This window comes from Paenibacillus sp. M-152 (assembly GCF_003856555.1).
In the GTDB taxonomy this organism is placed as follows: domain Bacteria; phylum Bacillota; class Bacilli; order Paenibacillales; family Paenibacillaceae; genus Paenibacillus; species Paenibacillus polymyxa_C.
Genome location: NZ_CP034141.1, coordinates 3,151,993 through 3,171,211, shown reverse-complemented (window position 1 = coordinate 3,171,211; position 19,219 = coordinate 3,151,993). Strand labels below are relative to the sequence as shown.

Annotated in this window: 19 protein-coding genes; 16 read left to right on the top strand and 3 right to left on the bottom strand. The window is 43.8% G+C overall.

Annotated features, from left to right (window positions below; translation table 11 throughout):
• The first annotated feature begins 40 nt into the window (after positions 1 to 40).
• Positions 41 to 952, top strand: a complete 912-nt coding sequence (locus tag EGM68_RS13695) for a copper amine oxidase N-terminal domain-containing protein (protein ID WP_040103624.1) — start codon at positions 41 to 43, stop codon at positions 950 to 952.
• A gap of 156 nt (positions 953 to 1,108) precedes the next feature.
• Positions 1,109 to 1,897 carry an SDR family oxidoreductase gene (locus EGM68_RS13690; protein ID WP_129549416.1) on the top strand — a complete coding sequence of 263 codons (789 nt, stop codon included), beginning with the start codon at positions 1,109 to 1,111 and terminating at the stop codon, positions 1,895 to 1,897.
• Between the two features lie 90 nt (positions 1,898 to 1,987).
• On the opposite strand, the gene EGM68_RS13685 is transcribed toward EGM68_RS13690, so the two are convergent.
• On the bottom strand, positions 1,988 to 2,716 hold the full coding sequence (locus EGM68_RS13685; RefSeq protein WP_013371412.1) for a DsbA family oxidoreductase: 729 nt from the start codon (positions 2,714 to 2,716) through the stop codon (positions 1,988 to 1,990).
• Between the two features lie 213 nt (positions 2,717 to 2,929).
• Between EGM68_RS13685 and EGM68_RS13680 the strand changes: the two genes are divergently transcribed.
• The 12 genes from EGM68_RS13680 (at position 2,930) to EGM68_RS13630 (ending at position 15,037) form a co-directional block, all read left to right on the top strand.
• The gene (locus EGM68_RS13680; RefSeq protein ID WP_025674546.1) at positions 2,930 to 3,958 is read left to right on the top strand and encodes a LacI family DNA-binding transcriptional regulator; all 1,029 of its coding nucleotides are present in this window, start codon (positions 2,930 to 2,932) and stop codon (positions 3,956 to 3,958) included.
• Positions 3,951 to 4,829 carry a ribokinase gene (gene rbsK, locus EGM68_RS13675; protein WP_025674545.1) on the top strand — a complete coding sequence of 293 codons (879 nt, stop codon included), beginning with the start codon at positions 3,951 to 3,953 and terminating at the stop codon, positions 4,827 to 4,829. The genes EGM68_RS13680 and rbsK overlap by 8 nt, the downstream gene beginning before the upstream one ends.
• Complete coding sequence (gene rbsD, locus EGM68_RS13670; RefSeq protein ID WP_025674544.1) at positions 4,829 to 5,263, top strand: D-ribose pyranase; 435 nt, start codon at positions 4,829 to 4,831, stop codon at positions 5,261 to 5,263. The genes rbsK and rbsD overlap by 1 nt, the downstream gene beginning before the upstream one ends.
• A 30-nt stretch (positions 5,264 to 5,293) precedes the next feature.
• Positions 5,294 to 6,775 (top strand): sugar ABC transporter ATP-binding protein, encoded by a 1,482-nt coding sequence (locus EGM68_RS13665; RefSeq protein ID WP_102163718.1) that lies wholly within the window; start codon positions 5,294 to 5,296, stop codon positions 6,773 to 6,775.
• 1 nt (position 6,776) lies between these two features.
• On the top strand, positions 6,777 to 7,745 hold the full coding sequence (locus EGM68_RS13660; RefSeq protein WP_040103629.1) for an ABC transporter permease subunit: 969 nt from the start codon (positions 6,777 to 6,779) through the stop codon (positions 7,743 to 7,745).
• 34 nt (positions 7,746 to 7,779) lie between these two features.
• Positions 7,780 to 8,700: a ribose ABC transporter substrate-binding protein RbsB gene (gene rbsB / locus EGM68_RS13655; protein ID WP_013371406.1), complete on the top strand. Its 921-nt coding sequence runs from the start codon at positions 7,780 to 7,782 to the stop codon at positions 8,698 to 8,700.
• Positions 8,701 to 8,919: 219 nt separating this feature from the next.
• Positions 8,920 to 9,927 (top strand): ABC transporter substrate-binding protein, encoded by a 1,008-nt coding sequence (locus EGM68_RS13650; RefSeq protein WP_058711200.1) that lies wholly within the window; start codon positions 8,920 to 8,922, stop codon positions 9,925 to 9,927.
• Between the two features lie 32 nt (positions 9,928 to 9,959).
• Positions 9,960 to 11,675, top strand: a complete 1,716-nt coding sequence (locus EGM68_RS13645) for an ABC transporter ATP-binding protein (RefSeq protein ID WP_013371404.1) — start codon at positions 9,960 to 9,962, stop codon at positions 11,673 to 11,675.
• A 37-nt stretch (positions 11,676 to 11,712) separates the two neighbouring features.
• Positions 11,713 to 12,069, top strand: coding sequence for an ABC transporter substrate-binding protein (locus EGM68_RS26135; protein ID WP_240664040.1), 357 nt, complete (start codon positions 11,713 to 11,715; stop codon positions 12,067 to 12,069).
• Positions 12,070 to 12,078: 9 nt separating this feature from the next.
• Positions 12,079 to 12,696 (top strand): ABC transporter substrate-binding protein, encoded by a 618-nt coding sequence (locus EGM68_RS26130; protein WP_240664038.1) that lies wholly within the window; start codon positions 12,079 to 12,081, stop codon positions 12,694 to 12,696.
• 228 nt (positions 12,697 to 12,924) lie between these two features.
• Positions 12,925 to 13,989: a FecCD family ABC transporter permease gene (locus EGM68_RS13635; protein WP_025674533.1), complete on the top strand. Its 1,065-nt coding sequence runs from the start codon at positions 12,925 to 12,927 to the stop codon at positions 13,987 to 13,989.
• Position 13,990: 1 nt separating this feature from the next.
• Positions 13,991 to 15,037 (top strand): FecCD family ABC transporter permease, encoded by a 1,047-nt coding sequence (locus EGM68_RS13630; RefSeq protein ID WP_129549415.1) that lies wholly within the window; start codon positions 13,991 to 13,993, stop codon positions 15,035 to 15,037.
• 77 nt (positions 15,038 to 15,114) lie between these two features.
• Here EGM68_RS13630 and EGM68_RS25735 read toward each other — a convergent pair whose 3' ends face one another.
• Both EGM68_RS25735 and aiiA read right to left on the bottom strand, forming a co-directional pair.
• A complete protein-coding gene (locus tag EGM68_RS25735; protein WP_007432475.1) occupies positions 15,115 to 15,282 on the bottom strand; it encodes a hypothetical protein in 168 nt (55 codons plus the stop codon).
• Between the two features lie 436 nt (positions 15,283 to 15,718).
• Positions 15,719 to 16,474, bottom strand: coding sequence for a quorum-quenching N-acyl homoserine lactonase AiiA (aiiA, locus tag EGM68_RS13620; protein ID WP_129549413.1), 756 nt, complete (start codon positions 16,472 to 16,474; stop codon positions 15,719 to 15,721).
• 466 nt (positions 16,475 to 16,940) lie between these two features.
• Here aiiA and EGM68_RS13615 point away from each other — a divergent pair, with 466 nt between their 5' ends.
• Together EGM68_RS13615 and EGM68_RS13610 are read left to right on the top strand one after the other, a co-directional pair.
• Positions 16,941 to 17,897, top strand: coding sequence for a tyrosine-type recombinase/integrase (locus tag EGM68_RS13615; protein ID WP_129549412.1), 957 nt, complete (start codon positions 16,941 to 16,943; stop codon positions 17,895 to 17,897).
• A 305-nt stretch (positions 17,898 to 18,202) separates the two neighbouring features.
• Positions 18,203 to 19,204 carry an ROK family protein gene (locus EGM68_RS13610; protein ID WP_013371398.1) on the top strand — a complete coding sequence of 334 codons (1,002 nt, stop codon included), beginning with the start codon at positions 18,203 to 18,205 and terminating at the stop codon, positions 19,202 to 19,204.
• The last annotated feature ends 15 nt before the right edge of the window (positions 19,205 to 19,219 follow it).

Below are 19,219 nucleotides of genomic sequence, written 5' to 3'. Positions count from 1 at the left end.
CATTTAAACCTGGTCTTTTACTATAAGGAGGAATCGCATCATGAGAAACACATGGACAGCATTATTAGCGTGTATACTGGTCTTGGGACTGGCAGCGGGAACCGCCGAAGCCAAGCAGGGGCGCGGAAATGGTCAGGAGAACAAACAGGAAGCAAAGGCGTCTGATAAAGACCGGAATGAAAAGAGCAGCAAAAAAGATAAACACGACGAAATCAAAAAGAATACCCCTGTTGCAGTAACGGATGATACATACGGGGAGTCCAAAGACCAAAAAGGTCGCAAGGGACACAACGGGTACAATGGTCTGCTTCAAGCGGTAGAAAATACAAAAGATAAGCCGGCAGGAGCGGTTATTGCGAATCTGTTGCTTACAAAATACCCGGAACGTTTGACCCCGGAGCAGGTAACTGAACTTGAATTGATCCGAAATTCTGACACAGCACTAACTAAGGCTGCAGAGCTACTAGCTGAAAACGGAAATGTAACAGATGCCGTTTACATGCAGGAAGAGGCAGTATTGGCTGATGTGTCCAATCTGGAAAGCTACAAAAAGCTGGATTTATTCTCGAGGAAGGCTGGACGGTCATCAGGTATGAAGCTGTTCGTGAATGGTGAAAAATACGATGCCGAACCGATTAACCGCAATGGCACCACACTTGTTCCGTTTAGAACAGCTTCCGAAGCTCTGAATGCCAAGGTTTCCTGGGATCCGAAAGAAAAGGCTGTTACTGTCACGCGTAACGGTGTGTCCGTCAAATTATTCGTGAATAGCGCCAAAGCCTACATTAATGGCCAGCCATACTCTATCGAGCAGCCAGCATCCATAGTGGATGGAACAACAATGGTACCTGTAAGGGTAATCGGAGAGGCTTTGGGAGCAAATGTTAAATGGGAGCCTGAGAGCCAGTCTGTTGTTGTATATGAGCAGGCAACAACATCTGAAGCATTATAACGTGCTGTCAACAAAAAATGGTGTATACAGAAAGGGCGCCTGGCTGAATGTCAGGCCCTTTTTTGTTTTGCTATTTTGTACCGAGCTATTCGCATTATGTTCTGGTCATGTGTACAATTAAATAGAGAAGTCTCAGAAAAGGGAGTGTCATCATAAATGGATTTAGGATTAACGGGAAAAGCAGCCTTTGTTGCAGGTTCCAGTAAAGGACTTGGCAAAGCAAGTGCACGCGAATTGGCACGTGAAGGTGCAAATGTAGTTATTTCGGGACGAAATGAAGCAGAGCTTCAGCGGATGCAAGCCGAATTACGGGAAACAGCGAGTGGTCGCGTTGAATATGTAGTTTGTGATGTAACCAAACCTGAACATATCTCCCAGGCCATCCGCCGTACAGTTGATTGGTTTGGCACCGTCGATATTTTGGTTAACAATGCGGGTGGCCCTCCTGCGGGCACCTTTGATGATTTTACAGATGAAGTATGGATGCAGGCCTTTGAGCAAAATTTACTTAGTCATATCCGGTTGATCCGTGAGGTGTTACCCTATATGAAAAAACAACAAAGCGGTAGAATTTTAAATATCGCCTCCTCATCAGTTAAACAACCGATTCCGGGCCTGATTATTTCCAACACACTACGTACTGGGGTCGCTGGATTAGCGAAAACATTGTCAATGGAATTAGCCCCTTACAATATTCTGGTACATACTGTAGCACCAGGGAGAATTGCAACCGATCGCGTACGCAGCTTGGACGAGCATCGAGCCGAAAAATCCCACCAAACGACGGATCAAGTTCGCAAACAAGCAGAAGAGGGCATTCCGTTGGGACGGTACGGAGAGCCAGAAGAGTTCGGTAAAGTCGTTGCTTTTCTGGCATCATCGGCTTCATCCTATTTGACTGGCAGCACCATTCTTGTGGACGGCGGAATGATTAAATCATTATAAAAAAATAAAGAAGCGTGCCGCATCAGGTGTAATTGGTGCTGGCACGCTTTTTCATAAGTTATTTAGAGAGAGGTTTAATTTATTGACTGATCAGCTCTCACGGCTTGGAAGCTCGCAACCGTCATCGGTACATACACCAGCTGCATCCTGTTTGGACGAGCTGCCGCTAATCATAGTAAAAGGTGAACGTTCATCCCATGCTTTTTGAAGCGCATCGTGAAATACCTCTTCCGGCTGAGCACCAGAAACAGCAAATTTTCGATCAAATACAAAGAATGGCACACCCTGAACGCCTAACTTAGCGCCTTCAGCTTCATCAGCTCTAACTTCGTTGGTAAAGCGGTCACTGGCTAAAATAGCAGCGGCTTCGTTATGATCCAAACCCACCTCGGCTGCCAACGCTGCCAGCACTTCATGTTCCCCGGTATGCTTGCCTTCCATGAAGACAGCCTGAAATAAACGCTCGCTCAATTCCAACATTTTGCCTTGTGTGTGAGCCCAATGCGTTAGGCGGTGAGCATCGAGAGAGTTTGTCGGCACCATGGCATGAATATTGTAGTCCAGACCCGCAGAACGAGCATTTTCGGTCATGCGATCATTCATGGCATGAGCCTCTTGCAGACTGACACCATATTTTGCTGATAGTTCTTCATTAATCGTTTTACCACTATCTTTCACAGCATTAGGGTTCAATTCAAAACTCTTAAATGTCAATTGAACCTCATCGTGGTGTGGGAACTGCTGTAAAACTTGCTCCAAACGGCGTTTGCCGATATAACAGAACGGACACATATAATCAGACCAAACTTCGATATTCATCAGGAAATGCCTCCATGTATACATATTTTATTGAGCAACTGGGAGTGAATCTGCCTACTTTAGTGTAAGTAAAAAAGGTGAAACTTCATCAGTTACAAAATGAATTATACGGCTAATGCTTTCGACGTGCAAATAATTAATGCTTGTCAAAAAATAAATGCTATGATATTTTATATGTGTAACCGGTTACACAATTGGAGTTGAACCTACATTATGACAACAATTAAGCAGGTAGCAAGTTTTGCAGGTGTTTCCGTAGCGACCGTATCCAGAGTTATTAATGAAACCGGATATGTCCACGAGGATACACGGCGGAAGGTTGAAGCTGCAGTGAAGCAGCTAAATTACAAGCCTAATGAAGTTGCACGTTCTCTGTATAAAAAGAAATCCAGATTAATCGGCCTGCTGCTGCCGGATATTACGAACCCTTACTTTCCCTTGTTGGCTCGTGGGGTGGAGGATCGAATGCAGGAAAATGATTTTCGGATTATTTTTGGTAATAGTGATGAAGATCGCCAAAAAGAATTAGATTACATGGATACTTTTGTTCAGAATAATGTTGTTGGGGTTATTTCATCTACCAATGACCCTGCTGCCGACTGTTACGCCAAACTGAAAATACCAGTCGTTTTTCTCGACCGGACTTCCAGTGACAGTCTCTCCGTTTATGCGGATGGAGCTCATGGCGGCCGCTTGGCTGCTCAGGCCATGGTTGCCCGTGGCAGCAGACAAATTACAGTTATGCAGGGGCCTGCTCATATTCGTCCAGCACAAGATCGTTTTCGCGGGGCGGTGGAAGAGCTTCAGCATTCCGGTATTGCTTACCATGTCGTCGAGACAACGTCTTTTTCGTTCAAGGAGGCTGAATCGTGGGCCAAAGAGCTGTTCAGCAAGTATCCGGATACGGACGGAGTGATTGCCAGTAACGATATTGTAGCTACAGCGGTGATGCATGAGGCACATAGATTAGGAAAGAAAATCCCGGAAGATGTTCAAATAATCGGGTTTGATGATATACCATTAAGCAGCTTGTTATTTCCGCCATTATCAACGATCCGACAGCCTGCTTATGAAATGGGCTGGGAGGCGGCAGGTTTGCTCATTCAGTTAATTGAGCAGGTGCAAGCAACGAAAACAAGTGTACCTAATCTTCATTCGAAAGTACTTACCTATTCAAGCATACAATTGCCCGTCAAATTTATCGAACGGGAAACGACGAGAAAGGTGGATCATCATGGCTAAAATTTCGGTTATCGGAAGCAGTTCGATGGACCTCGTAGTGACTTCATCCAAGCGTCCCGGTGCTGGTGAAACCGTATTAGGAGAAAGCTTTACAACCGTGCCTGGAGGTAAAGGAGCCAATCAGGCAGTAGCCGCAGCACGACTCGGCGCGGACGTTAAGATGATTGGACGTGTAGGGGATGACCATTTTGGACAACAGATTTTACGCAATTTTGAAGAAAATCATGTTCATATTGATTATGTGAAACCGGTTACACATATGGAAAGTGGTACAGCGCACATTGTACTGGCCGAGGGTGATAACAGTATCGTCGTGGTAAAAGCAGCAAATAATGAAGTTACACCCGCTTACGTGGAAGAAGCGCTTGATGTCATTCGAAATTCGGATATTGTGTTAATTCAACAGGAAATACCGCCAGAGACGATTGTCTATGTAAGCGAAATTTGTGCGAAGTATCAGGTACCATTATTGCTGAATCCAGCCCCAGCTCGTGAGGTGGAAGAAAGCGTAATTGCCAATGCAACCTACATTACGCCAAACGAGCATGAAGCTGCCATCATGTTTAAGGACATGAGTCTTCAAGAAGCGTTGCGCAAATATCCGAATAAGCTGTTTGTAACTGAAGGCAGCAATGGTGTACGGTTTTTCGACGGAGAACAGGAAGTTGTGGTTCCTACTTACAAGGTAGAAGCCGTTGATACAACAGGTGCAGGAGATACTTTCAACGCTGCATTTGCGGTGGCACTGGCTGAAGGAAAATCGCTAGCAGACAGTGTGAAATTTGCTAATCGGGCTGCGTCATTGTCCGTTACCAAATTTGGAGCGCAAGGCGGAATGCCAACCCGTCGTGAAGTGGAGGAGCAATTATAATGAAGAAACATGGAATTCTGAACAGTCATATTTCTAAAATACTAGCGGATCTTGGCCACACGGACTTTATTGTCGTGGCTGATGCCGGCTTACCAGTTCCTGAAGGCGTTACCAAAATTGATTTGGCATTGAAACTGGGGGTTCCCTCCTTTCAGGATGTTGTTGATGTCATTGCGGCAGACATGGTGATTGAAAAAGTAACATTAGCCGAAGAAATCAAACAAGAAAATGAACAAGCATTGCAGTATATTATGCGCACCTTTGCAGGAGAGCAACTAGAGCATTCACAGATTATTGAGCCGACTGCCGTTATTGAGTTTTGCTCACATGAACAATTTAAGGCATTAACCCGACAAGCAAAAGCTGTCATTCGTACAGGAGAGGCTACGCCGTTTGCCAATTGTATTTTACAGGCAGGAGTTCATTTTGGATAAATCAGTGTGGAATGAAAAGGGGGGGACAGCATGCAGATTCAAATGAAAGGAATTCACAAAGCCTTTGGAACCAATCAGGTCCTAAGTGGTGTTGACTTTGATCTCCGTGAAGGAGAAGTACATGCCCTCATGGGTGAAAATGGTGCAGGCAAATCAACGCTGATGAATATTTTAATCGGACTGCATCGACGCGATGAGGGAACGATCATCATTGACGGTCAGGAAACCTATTTTGCCAACCCCAAGGAAGCGGAGCAAAAAGGGATTGCTTTTATTCACCAGGAACTGAATGTGTGGCCGGAGATGACGGTACTGGAAAATCTGTTTATCGGCAAGGAGATGACTTCCAAGTGGGGATTACTAGATAGCTCTAAAATGAAAGCGCTAGCAAATGAGCAATTTAGCAAGCTTTCAGTAAATCTTCCTTTGAACGGTGAAGCAGGCGAGTGTTCAGTGGGTCAACAACAAATGATTGAAATAGCCAAAGCACTCATGACGGATGCTAAAGTGATCGTAATGGATGAGCCGACAGCAGCCTTAACCGAACGGGAAATACAAAAGCTGTTTGAGGTTATTACTTCCTTGAAAAAAGATGGTGTTTCAATCGTGTATATTTCCCATCGGATGGAGGAGATATTCGCAATCTGTGATCGGATTACCATTATGCGTGATGGGAAAACCGTAGATACTCAAGCAATCCCTGATACGAATTTTGACGAGGTTGTACGGAAAATGGTTGGCAGAGAGCTGACTGAACGCTACCCGGTAAGAACGCCTGCTTTGGGAGAAGTGGTGCTAGAGGTCAAAAACGCATCGCATAAAGGTCTATTTGAAAATGTGAATTTTACTGTGCGCTCTGGGGAAATCGTAGGTTTTTCGGGCTTGATGGGTTCGGGACGGACCGAGATCATGCGGTCGTTATTTGGACTGGATGCTTTGGATAGTGGTGAGATACACGTACGTGGGAAAAAGGTGTCTATTCGCAAGCCAGATGATGCAGTGAAACTAGGGATTGGCTTCATTACAGAAGACCGAAAAGATGAGGGCTTAGTGCTGGATTTTTCCATTCGGGAAAACATGGTGCTGACGAATCTGTTCAGTTTTACATCAAAAGGATTTATTTCAGGCAAAAAAGAGATGGATTTTGTTAATACATTAATTAAGCGCTTACAAATTAAAACCCAATCAGCCGAAGCAACGGTTGGCAGTTTGTCAGGCGGCAATCAGCAAAAGGTGGTCATTGCCAAATGGGTGGGTATTGGTCCCAATGTGCTCATTCTTGATGAACCGACAAGAGGCGTGGATGTGGGAGCCAAACGGGAAATCTACCAGTTGATGAACGAGCTGACCGAACGTGGAGTCGCAATTATCATGGTATCCTCAGAACTTCCCGAGGTACTTGGCATGAGTGATCGTATTGTCGTGGTTCACGAGGGAAAGATCAGCGGAGAGCTGAACAGGGAAGAAGCCACACAAGAAAATATTATGACGCTAGCTACAGGAGGACAGTAATATGACAACTAAGAATGAAGCAAAAGGTAGCAAAGGCATTCAAATATCACAAATCACACAGAAGCTTGGCCCATTGTTGGGACTCATTATTTTGGTGATCATTGTATCGGCCTTAAATCCCAGTTTTTTGGAACCGCTTAATATTTTGAATTTGTTGCGCCAGGTATCTATTAATGCATTGATCGCGTTCGGTATGACCTTCGTTATTCTCACAGGTGGAATTGACTTGTCCGTCGGTTCCATATTAGCACTATCCAGTGCGTTTGTCGCAAATATGATGCTGGCCGGCTTTGATCCGATTTTGGCAATTATTATTGGTTGTGCATTGGGTGGCGTGATGGGGATGGTCAACGGCTTAATGATTACGAAAGGTAAAATGGCTCCGTTTATCGCGACACTCGCAACCATGACTATTTTTAGAGGATTAACCTTAGTTTATACCAACGGTAACCCTATTACGGGGCTCGGAGACAGTCTGGTATTTCAATTATTCGGTCGTGGCTATCAGTTTGGTATTCCGGTTCCAGCGATTACGATGCTCATTACCTTTGCTGTCCTGTGGATCATTTTGCATAAAACACCATTCGGACGTAAAACGTATGCCATCGGCGGTAACGAGAAGGCTTCGATTGTATCTGGTATTAAAGTACCACGTGTAAAAATTTGGATCTACTCATTGGCCGGAATGCTTTCCGCATTGGCGGGAGCTATCTTGACTTCACGTTTGAACTCGGCGCAGCCGACAGCGGGTACTTCTTATGAATTGGATGCCATTGCGGCTGTCGTATTAGGTGGAACAAGCCTTTCGGGAGGACGCGGACGAATCGTAGGTACATTAATTGGTGTACTTATCATCGGTACTCTAAACAACGGCTTGAATTTGCTGGGGGTTAACTCTTTTTACCAAATGGTTGTAAAAGGGATCGTTATTGCTATTGCAGTATTGATTGACCGTAAAAAATCCGCATAATACACCTAATCTGCATAGAAGGAGACACACAAATATGAAAAAGCTTACATTAATCATGACTGCCTTACTGCTCCTGCTCATGACAGGGTGTTCCCTGGAGCCGCCCGAATGGGCGAAGCCTAAAGCGACTGCAGACCTGAAGGATATTAAAATCGGCTTGTCGATCTCAACATTGAATAATCCATTCTTTGTTTCTCTTAAAGACGGAGTTGTTGCAGAGGCCAAAAAACAAGGATTGCAGGTTATTGTGGTCGATGCACAAAATGATTCTGCAAAACAAAGTAATGACGTGGATGATCTGATCCAGCAGGGAGTGAACGCATTACTCATTAACCCGACAGATTCGTCAGCTATCTCAACTGTCGTGCAGTCAGCGAATGCTTTGAACATCCCGGTTATTACACTGGACCGATCTGCTGACAAAGGAGATGTAAAAGCACTTGTCGCTTCGGACAATGTCGAGGGAGGACGGATGGCTGCCAGATACGTGATTGATCAAGTCGGAAAAGGTGCCAAGGTCATTGAGCTGGAAGGCGTCCCAGGCGCATCGGCTACCCGCGAACGTGGGAAAGGCTTCCATGAAGTAGCAGATAAGGATCTGAAAGTCATAGCCAAACAATCGGCCGATTTTGATCGGACCAAAGGTTTGAATGTGATGGAAAATCTGCTGCAAGGCAACCCGGATGTTCAGGCTGTATTTGCCCACAATGATGAAATGGCGTTGGGAGCCATTGAAGCCATTCAAAGCTCTGGTAAGAATATTCCAGTCATTGGCTTTGATGGTAACGAGGATGCGCTCAAATCAATTAAGGAAGGGAAGCTGACCGCCACCGTGGCTCAGCAACCCGAGCTGATTGGTCAATTGGCGGTACAGGCAGCCAAGGATGTACTTCAAGGTAAAACCGTGAAAACATCCATTCCCGCTAAGCTGGAGTTAGTGGATCAATCGAAATAAAACGGGCGTTTGAACCCAACATATTAAGCTTTTCGGGCTGATGCTGTAATGCGCATCAGTCCTTTTTTTGGCTATTCTACCCAGACGATTTATACACATAAATGGAAGTTTTTAATTTTTGTATTGTAAGAAAGGATGGTAAAAGATAGAATAACAATTGTATGATAATGAGAATCACTATCATTTTATAAAGACATATATCTAGGGAGGACGTATATTGTGCAACAAAAGTACAGCTTAAAATGGGGAATCATGCTTGGTCTTGGCGTTTTTTTGATGGTTGTATTGGCTGCATGCGGAAACGCAGCTAGTAACAACCAGACCAATGAAAAGAGCGGAACGGATGCTCTTAACGGGCAATCCCAATCGGTTGCTATGCGTGAATATGTTGATGCCACTGGCAAAAAGGTCAGTATCCCTGCAAATCCACAGCGAGTCGTCACGACACAATATTTGGATGCAATGCTGGCTTTAGGTGTTAAGCCAGTAGGGGCTGCTTCTCATGTGTTAGAAGGCGACTATTTGAAAGGAAAGATTGACGGGATTGTTGATATCGGAAACCCGACGAATGTGGAAAAGGTACTGGAGCTACAACCTGACCTGATCATAGCAACAGAAGATACCTCGCCAGAAGTGAAAGAACAGCTGGAGAAAATTGCTCCAACCGTAGCCGTCTCGTTTGGAGATGGGGATGTATTTAAGCAACTGCGGGATGTCGCAGCCGTGTTGGGTAAGGACAAGGAAGCCGAGCATTGGATCGCTAGTTTCGACAAAAAGGCTGAAGAAGGTCGAAAGAAGCTGGCTGGAAAATTCAAAAAGGATGAAACGATTACCATTTATATGACCTACGGTAAGGACGTGCTAAGAGTGTACGGGGCGCGAAATGTAGGACATGTCATCTACCGTTCACTGGAATTGAATCCTCCAGAGTACATACGTCAGAAGCTCGCAAAGGACCCGAAGTATAACTTTGTATACGATAGCATTTCGATGGAAAAGCTGCCTGAACTGTCAGGGGATCGTATCATTATGTTGGTTTACGATGAAGCGGCTAAGGACGGAATGTTGAAGGAAATTGAACAAAGTGCGCTGTGGAGAAATCTCCCGGCTGTCAAAAACCACAAAGTGTATTTCATCAAGGCCGATCCTTGGTTTACCTACTCACCACTGGCTATCGATCACTCACTGGATGAGGCTATTAAGATGCTTTCCGTCGATCCTACATAACCAGTTCATTTGAATAGGAAGGGAGAAGTCATATGCTTAAACGATTTTTTGAGTATTACCGTCCTTATCGGACGTTATTTATCATTGATTTTACTTGCGCTATACTAGCTGCACTGCTGGAGTTGGCTTTTCCGCTTGCAGTTAATCGGGTGGTTGATGATTTGCTACCCAGCGGAAACTGGAAATGGATTTTATTTGCCTGTCTGGCTCTACTTGCGATTTATGTTGTAAGTGCCGGATTGAATTACGTCGTTACGTATTGGGGACACAAGCTGGGAATTAACATTGAATCGGATATGCGCAAAAAGCTGTTTGATCGCGTACAAAAGCAATCCTTTCGCTTTTTTGATAATAACAAAACAGGCCATCTGGTCTCCCGTATGACCAACGATCTGATGGATATCGGAGAAATTGCCCACCATGGACCTGAGGATTTGTTCATCGCGCTGATGACTCTGGGCGGGGCTTTCGGTATTATGCTCAGTATTAACTGGAAGCTGGCTGTGCTGACATTTATTATCGTTCCACTAATGATTTACCTGTCATTGTATTTTAGTCGCAAAATGAATGCTGCTTTCCATCGTATGTTTTCTGATATTGCAGATTACAACGCCCGGATTGAAAATAACGTTAGCGGTATTCGCGTTGTTCAAGCGTTCTCCAACGAAGCCCATGAAATGGAGCGTTTTGCTGAAAATAATGGACGGTTTCGTAAAACAAAGCTGATTGCTTATCGCATTATGGCGTGGAATTCTTCAATTAGCTTTATTCTGATGAAACTGGTCTCATTGTTTGTGCTTGTATGTGGAACATGGTTTGTTATTGAGGGACAGATGTCCTATGGGGAATTTATCGCATTTGTAATGCTGTCCAATGTATTCCTCGCACCCATCAAACAAATTAATTCTGTCATTGAAACGTATCCCAAAGGAATTGCCGGTTTCCGACGTTACCTGGACTTGTTGGAAAGTGAATCCGACGTAGAGGATCTGCCAGGCGCGAAGACCGTTAAGCATCTCAAGGGAGATATTCAATTTGAAGGTGTAACGTTTGGCTATGAAAATAAAGACAAGGTCTTGCATAGAGTGGACCTATCCATACATGCGGGAGAAACCGTAGCTCTTGTAGGCCCTTCAGGTGCAGGCAAAACGACACTTTGCAGCTTGCTGCCTCGCTTCTATGATGTCGAGGAAGGCAGTATTACGATTGATGGTATGGATATCCGCGAAATGAAGCTGGATTCGCTGCGATCCATGATTGGTATCGTACAGCAGGATGTATTCCTCTTTGATGGATCGATTCGTGAGAATATCGCTTACGGCAAACTTGATGCTTCAGAAAATGAAATCTGGGATGCTGCCCGTCGTGCTCAGATTGAAGAACTTGTTCGATCCTACCCAGAGGGTTTGGATACGATGATCGGTGAGCGAGGCGTAAAGCTGTCCGGTGGTCAAAAGCAACGTTTATCAATTGCCCGGATGTTTCTGAAAAATCCGCCAATTCTTATTTTGGATGAAGCGACATCAGCATTGGATACAGAGACAGAAGCTGCAATTCAGCAGGCCTTGACAGAGCTATCACAGGGTCGCACGACACTCGTGATTGCACATCGTCTGGCAACGATCAAAAATGCTGATCGTATTATTGTAGTTGCAGATCAAGGGATTGCCGAGCAAGGAAAACATGAAGAATTAATGGCCGTAAAAGGTGCATATAGCCGCCTGCACCAAGCTCAATATGGAACGTAAGAGTCAACTGCAACATCGTAAATAGAGAGAGGAATGAATGATTTTGACAAAGAAAATGTGGATGGTGACGATGCTTTTTTTGTCAGTCATTGTTTTTCTTAGCGCCTGTGGTGGAAGGGGAAATCAGCCAGACGAAAAGCAGAATCAAGCTTCTGGTGAATCAAAGTCAGCTGCAACGAAAACAGTCAAGACAATTCATGGAGATATTAAGATTCCGGTTCACCCTCAGCGGATTGTAGTAGATATGTACCAGAATGATTTATTAGCACTAGGAATTAAACCTGTGGGAAGTGTTAAGTATTATCTGGATAATCCGTTTTCGAAGGATCTTGTACAAGGCATTGAAAGCATTGGAGACCGTGGCAGTGTATCTATTGAAAAAGTATTGGCTTAACAGCCGGATATGATTCTGATTGGTTCTAAAGATACTTCTGAATATGAAAAATATAGTAAAATTGCTCCGACTATAGTCATTCCTTATGGAACGTACAAGAATGTACATGAAGAACTGACAGCTTTTGGTGAGCTACTGGGAAAAGAGCAGGAAGCCAAAACGTGGCTTGCCCAATATGATCAGCGATTGCAAGCTGCACGTGACAAATTAAAAGGAATTGTTCAAGCCGGGGATACTTTCACGGTAATGGAAGCCACGGAAAAAGAATACTATGTATACGGTGATAATTTTGGCAGAGGCGGACAGGCGGTTTATAGAGGATTGAATTTGACACCTCCACCACAAGTCCAAAAAGAACTATTAGGCGAGACGCAATGGAAGTCAATTTCCAAGGAAGTTATTAATCAATATGCTGGCTCTTACATTTTCCTGACGGTTAATAAGGATTTGAGCGGTTATGAAGGAGACAGCATATGGAAATCACTAAATGCGGTCCAAAATGGAAAAGTTTTTGAGCTTCAGGAGGATCGATACTGGTACTTCGATCCTATCGCTATTGCGGGGCAAGCTGAAGAATTGGCAGATATGATCGTCCAGCGGAATAAAGAGAACGTCTCACAGAAGTAGTTGTTTCGGTAATGTTGGCAGCCCTTTGGTATTTTTGCCAGAGGGCTTTATTTTTCACAAACAGCTGAACATAAGAAAATCGTCGAAATTTTGCTATTGAAGCTGTTGCCGCATTAATTTACAATAGTAAAGATTGCATGATAATAATTCTCATTATCAAATATTATCTTCACTACAGGTTTTCGTGATAGCCTACATACTATTTAACAGTAAGGGTGAACCATAGTTATGAAATTATCAGAATCTTCGGATAGTTCTGCTCAAAGCAATCGTAATCAGCCGCCGACTCAATTTCAATCGCGGCCATGGGCGGCTTCGCTTATCCTGACAGCCGGATTAGCACTGTTAGCATTCGGTATCGCTCTGTCTTTATCATTTGGTGCAGCCTCAATCAAACTGGAGGAGGTCTGGAACGCCGTCTTTCATTTTAATCCTGAGCTGCAAAACCATCAAATTATATGGGAAATCCGTCTACCTCGGATTCTGGGTGGTGTGTTAATCGGAGTTTGTTTCGCCGTAGCAGGGGCCATTATGCAGGGGATGACCCGCAATCCGCTTGCGGACTCTGGCTTGCTTGGGCTGAATTCGGGCGCCAGCTTGACGATGGCGATTTGCTTTGCTCTTTTTCCGGGTACTTCCTTTTTGCAGTTAATGCTGTATTCTTTTGTGGGTGCAGCCTTGGCGGTTATGTTGGTCTATGGTACAAGCGCTATTTCCAAATCAGGTATTACGCCAGTTCGCCTTGTATTGGCGGGTGCAGCTGTCACGGCATTGCTGTCTGCCTTAGGAGATACGATCAGTTTATACTTTAATGTTGGACAGGATTTGGCCTTTTGGTATGCTGGAGGACTTAGTGGGACCAAGTGGGTTCAGCTAGGCATTGTCGTTCCATGGGTTGTGGCAGCTTTTATCGGTGCTCTCATGTTATCACGCTCCATTACGTTACTTAGTCTAGGAGACGAAATTGCGTTGAGCCTTGGTCAGCGAACTGGGATGGTAAAGGTCGCCGGTATGGTTCTCGTATTAATCCTGGCGGGTGCTGCGGTATCGTTGGTTGGTTCTATAGGGTTCGTAGGGTTGATTATTCCCCATATCACGCGCAAACTGGTTGGGGTCGATTATCGCTGGATTATTCCTTGTTCGGCTATTATGGGAGCTTTACTTATCGTGTTTGCCGATCTGGCGGCCCGTATGATTAATGCACCTGAGGAAACACCAGTGGGTGTACTTATTGCCTTAATTGGTGTTCCATTCTTCCTTTACCTGGCACGTAAAGAAAGGAGGGCACTGTAAGATGAGTAACGTTACGAATGAGGCTATTGCCAAAGCAAGTCACCGTAAAAAAATCCATGATTGGATGGTTGTTATCATTTTGCTTGTATTGCTCATTGCTGCATTCACTGTGAGCGCGAACACGGGAACGATCCGACTTTCGCCAATGGAGCTTTTTAGAACCTTGTTCGGACAAGGGACTCCACAGCAGGAATTAATTCTCTTTGAATTTCGGTTACCGCGAATGATTATTGCCATTCTGATCGGTGCAGGTTTGGCTGTTTCCGGTTGTATTATGCAGGGGGTATCACGCAACAGTCTAGCAGACCCTGGTATTCTGGGGATTAATGCAGGCGCCGGGCTGATGGTGATGTTGTTTGTACTACTTTTCCCATCTATGCAAACTATGAATTCATTATTTTTACTACCCGCTCTTGCACTAATTGGATCGGGAGCGGCTGCTATTCTGATCTATGCTCTTTCTTACAAAAAAGGCGAAGGCATTTCTCCGACAAGGCTATTGCTGAGCGGAATTGGGGTAGCGGCGGGCATCAGTGCTGCCATGATCATTATGACTCTTAAGTTGACACCTGAAAGCTACACGTTTGTAGCTAATTGGTTAGCAGGAAGCATATGGGGTTCAAACTGGAAATTCGTAATGGCTCTGCTGCCTTGGATAATTGTATTGCTTCCCTTCGCATACTATAAAGCAAACGTAATGAATGTGCTTAATTTGGGGGATCAGACGGCATCCGGGTTAGGTACACCTATTGAAAAGGAACGCATTCTTCTCCTCGCGGCTGCAGTTGGACTAGCCAGTTCAAGTGTGTCGGTTAGTGGCGGGATCGGTTTTGTCGGTTTGGTAGCTCCACATTTGGCAAGAAAGCTAGTGGGTCCGAAGCATAAAATGCTGCTGGTAACCTGTGCTTTAGTCGGAGCACTCCTGGTACTTGTAGCGGATACGATCACACGAGCCTTACCTTTACAGAAAGAAATTCCGACAGGATTAATTGTTGCCATCATAGGTGCGCCATACTTCTTATATCTTTTGAGTCGCTCAAAAGGATAACATAAAAAATAACCTTCAACACCACTAAAGAAGTGGAGCTGAAGGTTATTTTTTGTTTGATGTAGCAGCCTTTCATCTCAACGGGAAGTATTCAAGGCATGAGAGGTTTGATGCAGCTCTCTGATCATTTTATGCAACGTGTAATTTTCCTGCCGTGTCACGCCGTGTTGATTTTCCTGAACCAGCAACTGATGGATGTTTCGTTTTAAAATCTCACTTCGACGTTCCAGCATTTCGGTACTCATAAGTAAATGAACACTCCCTTTGTCATGAATAAATCTACATTTTAGAAATAAGCATAGACTGAATATAAGGTTGCCTTTCGACTTCTTTAAGTATATCGTGCTGGATGATCAAGGGAAAACAGAATGAGATAGCAAAATACTTATCCTCATCATCCATACCGCGTCGACAGCTGCTCACCCCCTGAGTTCTTAGATATACTTCCTTATGCTGGCGATAACAGGAGATTAGGGACATTAGCTTCATGTTTATGCAATCACTTATCAGTTTGCTGGAAGCTATGGAGAGGAGCAACGAGAACAGCAAAGGTTATTCAATGCAATCTTTGGTTTATTCCATATCAGCGATCTCAGGTGACCAAATTTTGCAGCCCTAAATGTCGAAGTCGTTACAACTACCTAATGAAAAGAAAAAAATAAGAGGCTATAACATTTATCATTATTTGTATTGTGGATATACCGGCTGAACGGCTACCTGCTCAGGATCATGACCGAAGAACAATAGGTTCGGCTTAACCTCCTGCACAATCTGCTGAACGCGGGCGATTGACTGGCGTGCCTGTTCACGGTCAAAGCCGTCAAACGGCACGTCGTTTGCGTAATTCTCCTGCGTGTAGGCAACATCAATCGTCAGCATGACCGGACCCGATTCCTTTGTTGTGACCAGCGCGGACTGATGACTCGGCGAATGACCCGGAGTATAGAGCAGTTGCAAGCCCGGAACCAGCTCATGGTCCCCTTGGAGCAGTCGGTAATTCAAGTTCGTCTGCACGCATTCCGGCGGCGCATACTCCAGATTACCGATCGCAGCGTCTGCTTCGGCCTGCTGCACATAAATCGGTGTATTCGGAAAATGCGGATTGCCTCCGGCATGATCCATATGCATATGAGAGATTACGATGGCATGGATATCGTCTGGTTGATAGCCAATCCGATCCAGTACAGCTACGATACTATCATCGGCTGACATATGGGGAATGAAACGCCCTTCAAACGGTGTATTTTTAAAATAATCTGGATTGTTGATAAACGAATCCGGCATACCGGTGTCAATGAGAATCGGACCGTGATCTGTCTCCAGCAGATACGACCAGATTTGCAGGCGCACCAGTTCACCAGGCTGTGCATGATGGTTGAGTGAGGAGCGATCAATATCAAGCTGACCGACCGGTAACCAGTACAATTTGTTAATCATACATTCATCCTCCGCTCTTAGTTTACATAATAATTATTATGTAATAATAAACGGGATTACAGCTGGCAGAAAGTGATGCTTGTATTACATTGTAAGATGGGGTGATGGAGCCTCATGCTTTCGCTGTAATCCCGTACTTTCAAAAATTAATTTCTAATAGTTTAAATGATAGGGCATGTAGGCGTCCAGCAGGAATCTGCCGTCACAAAGGCCAGTACGTGCTGATGTATAATCGGATGAGCAAAAAAGGGTAAGTACATAGGCTGGACAAGAGGGACACGCTTTATTTATACTTAAAAAGTGCTCAAAAAAACTGCGTATAATATAAATTATACGCAGTTTAGGTTTAAAACGACTTTTATATGCTCTCCTGCATAAGATGTCGATTGGATTGTCGATAAAAATCAGACGAAGATGATCGTTTTACAGCATATTTTGGAATTTGAACTGAATGGAGGCAAGCGGGATGAGAAAAGAGCTGCGGCATATGGATCTGGATACTATAGACGAAATTGATGAAGTGTATACTGAAGAGCTGGAAGCTTTTTTGATTTGGATGAAGGATGCGGGATATACAATACATACGCAAAAAAATTACATGGGGGATGTAAAACAGTTTTTACGTACATTGCGTAATAAACCACTTGACCAGGTGAAAAAGATTCATGTGATGTCGTATTTGTCTAAAGCGCGGGAGGGAGGCGCCGGAGATAGTACGCGGAACCGGAAGCATGCAGCGGTGAACAGTTTTTTTAGAGCGCTACATGAATTTGAGTTATGCAGCACGAATCCGGCAGCGGGAATCAAAAAAGCAAAGACTGAAAAGAATCGTATGCCTGTCTATCTGGATGAGAAGGATATCCAGCCGTTTTTGCTTGCGGTGGAAGGGAAGTATGCAAATCGTAATATGGCTATCTTTCTACTTATGGTTTACATGGGATTACGGGTGGGGGAGGTTCATTCTTTGAATATCTCAGATTACAGCCGAGAAAGACGCACCTTAGATGTGTTCGGTAAAGGACGTAAGTGGCGCACCCTGCCAGTGCCGACGGCTGTATGTGATTTTGTAGAGCATGCATTGGAGGAAAGATTGACGCCGTGGAGAGGTAAGGAAGACGCGATGTTCATATCCCAAAAAGGCCGCCGTCTGGCGGTGCGTTCTATTCAACAGATTGCTACAGAAACGTTTGAACGATTCCAGCAAGATAAGGGCACAGAACGTCGGGAGGCTTATTCCAGTCATAAGCTGAGACATACATTTGCCACGATGCTTTTACGCAAGGGAGCAGATCTGCGTACAGTGCAAGAGCTGCTGGGGCACTCATCCATTCAGACGACCACGGTATATACACATGTCACTGATCGGGAAAAAGAAAAAGCGATGGATAAACTGGATATTCAGATACCTATAACGGGATTGTAAGTATATTCCACGATTATATTGTATAGTTTATCTAGAGTTAGTTTACATAATTATTTTTACGTAAACAAACTAGAAAATAATTGAACCTGACTTGTAAATTAAATCCATGATACTATGTTCTTAATATTATGAACTTGTAATCTTTATCATAAGCTTTGTCTTGATTTTTACAGCTTTGTTTATTTAATGCCCAGCATACTCTGGTCTTGACAAAGGTAATATTTTGCTACAAAATTAGTGGAACCACTTTATAAATATGGTTTATGAAGTGGTTCCACTAATTTTGTAAAAAGAAGGAGCACGGTATGGAAAAAGCTAATACAAATTTAATTAAAGAAATAAATCTGAATCTGGTTCGTAAAGTATTAAAGCAGATCAGCAAGGCCACAAAGCCCCAACTGGCCGCATTGACTGATTTAAGTGTGGTGACTATCAATACGCTTATGCAGGAATTGCTTAATAATGGAGAGATTTTTGAAGATGAGATTGTGCCTTCCAACGGTGGTAGACATGCATTAACCTATCGTTTTAATTATGAGTATAGTCTGGCACTGATTATACATATTAATGAAAAACAAGGAACGGATGTAGTATCAACCACGGTCGTTAATTTAAACGAGGACGCTCTCATGAAAGAAGAACATCCCTTTCAAATTTTTGATGATGCACAATTTTATTCCACGATTCAAGGCATCATTTCACTTTATCCTTCTATTAAGGTTATTGGTATTGGAATCCCGGGACAATCGGTTGATGGAGAGATTACAGTCAGCAGCCATGAAAGGTTGAATGGAATCCGGTTGGCAGAGGATGTGCAGAGCAAATTTGGTTTGCCCGTTATGGTGGAGAATGATGTAAATGCGGCTGTATGTGGATACGTTTACAGAGAACAGTTAGATGAAGATCAATGTGTGCTAGCTATCTATTTTCCTGAAAATTCTCCACCAGGGATGGGGATTTATTTACGCAATGGAGTTTTAAAGGGCAAACATGGATTGGCTGGTGAAATCAAATTCCTCCCGTCTATAGTGTGGGATGAAAGCAAGGGAAGAGAAGTTTTTTTCAATAGTATATGTGAAATAATTCAAACATTACAATCTATATTTGATCCTGATCAAATTGTAGTCTATAGAGAGAATATAGAAGAAGACTCTTTCTTTCGTTTTTTGGAAACCTACAAAGCTAAGCATGAGATGCCTTTGTATCCTGACATTGTTCTCTCCGATTTATTTTATGAGGATTTTAAAACAGGGTTGAGAGAGTTAACCCTAAAAGAATTAGAGCGTCCTATTATTGTTTTTAGATAATGACATCTATCGTTT

Bases quoted from the DNA above. Each gene is read 5' to 3' on its own strand.
- EGM68_RS13695 (WP_040103624.1), top strand. From the start codon at position 41: ATGAGAAACACATGGACAGCATTATTAGCGTGTATACTGGTCTTGGGA.
- EGM68_RS13690 (WP_129549416.1), top strand. From the start codon at position 1,109: ATGGATTTAGGATTAACGGGAAAAGCAGCCTTTGTTGCAGGTTCCAGT.
- EGM68_RS13685 (WP_013371412.1), bottom strand. From the start codon at position 2,716: ATGAATATCGAAGTTTGGTCTGATTATATGTGTCCGTTCTGTTATATC.
- EGM68_RS13680 (WP_025674546.1), top strand. From the start codon at position 2,930: ATGACAACAATTAAGCAGGTAGCAAGTTTTGCAGGTGTTTCCGTAGCG.
- rbsK (WP_025674545.1), top strand. From the start codon at position 3,951: ATGGCTAAAATTTCGGTTATCGGAAGCAGTTCGATGGACCTCGTAGTG.
- rbsD (WP_025674544.1), top strand. From the start codon at position 4,829: ATGAAGAAACATGGAATTCTGAACAGTCATATTTCTAAAATACTAGCG.
- EGM68_RS13665 (WP_102163718.1), top strand. From the start codon at position 5,294: ATGCAGATTCAAATGAAAGGAATTCACAAAGCCTTTGGAACCAATCAG.
- EGM68_RS13660 (WP_040103629.1), top strand. From the start codon at position 6,777: ATGACAACTAAGAATGAAGCAAAAGGTAGCAAAGGCATTCAAATATCA.
- rbsB (WP_013371406.1), top strand. From the start codon at position 7,780: ATGAAAAAGCTTACATTAATCATGACTGCCTTACTGCTCCTGCTCATG.
- EGM68_RS13645 (WP_013371404.1), top strand. From the start codon at position 9,960: ATGCTTAAACGATTTTTTGAGTATTACCGTCCTTATCGGACGTTATTT.
- EGM68_RS26135 (WP_240664040.1), top strand. From the start codon at position 11,713: ATGATTTTGACAAAGAAAATGTGGATGGTGACGATGCTTTTTTTGTCA.
- EGM68_RS26130 (WP_240664038.1), top strand. From the start codon at position 12,079: ATGATTCTGATTGGTTCTAAAGATACTTCTGAATATGAAAAATATAGT.
- EGM68_RS13635 (WP_025674533.1), top strand. From the start codon at position 12,925: ATGAAATTATCAGAATCTTCGGATAGTTCTGCTCAAAGCAATCGTAAT.
- EGM68_RS13630 (WP_129549415.1), top strand. From the start codon at position 13,991: ATGAGTAACGTTACGAATGAGGCTATTGCCAAAGCAAGTCACCGTAAA.
- EGM68_RS25735 (WP_007432475.1), bottom strand. From the start codon at position 15,282: ATGAGTACCGAAATGCTGGAACGTCGAAGTGAGATTTTAAAACGAAAC.
- aiiA (WP_129549413.1), bottom strand. From the start codon at position 16,474: ATGATTAACAAATTGTACTGGTTACCGGTCGGTCAGCTTGATATTGAT.
- EGM68_RS13615 (WP_129549412.1), top strand. From the start codon at position 16,941: ATGAGAAAAGAGCTGCGGCATATGGATCTGGATACTATAGACGAAATT.
- EGM68_RS13610 (WP_013371398.1), top strand. From the start codon at position 18,203: ATGGAAAAAGCTAATACAAATTTAATTAAAGAAATAAATCTGAATCTG.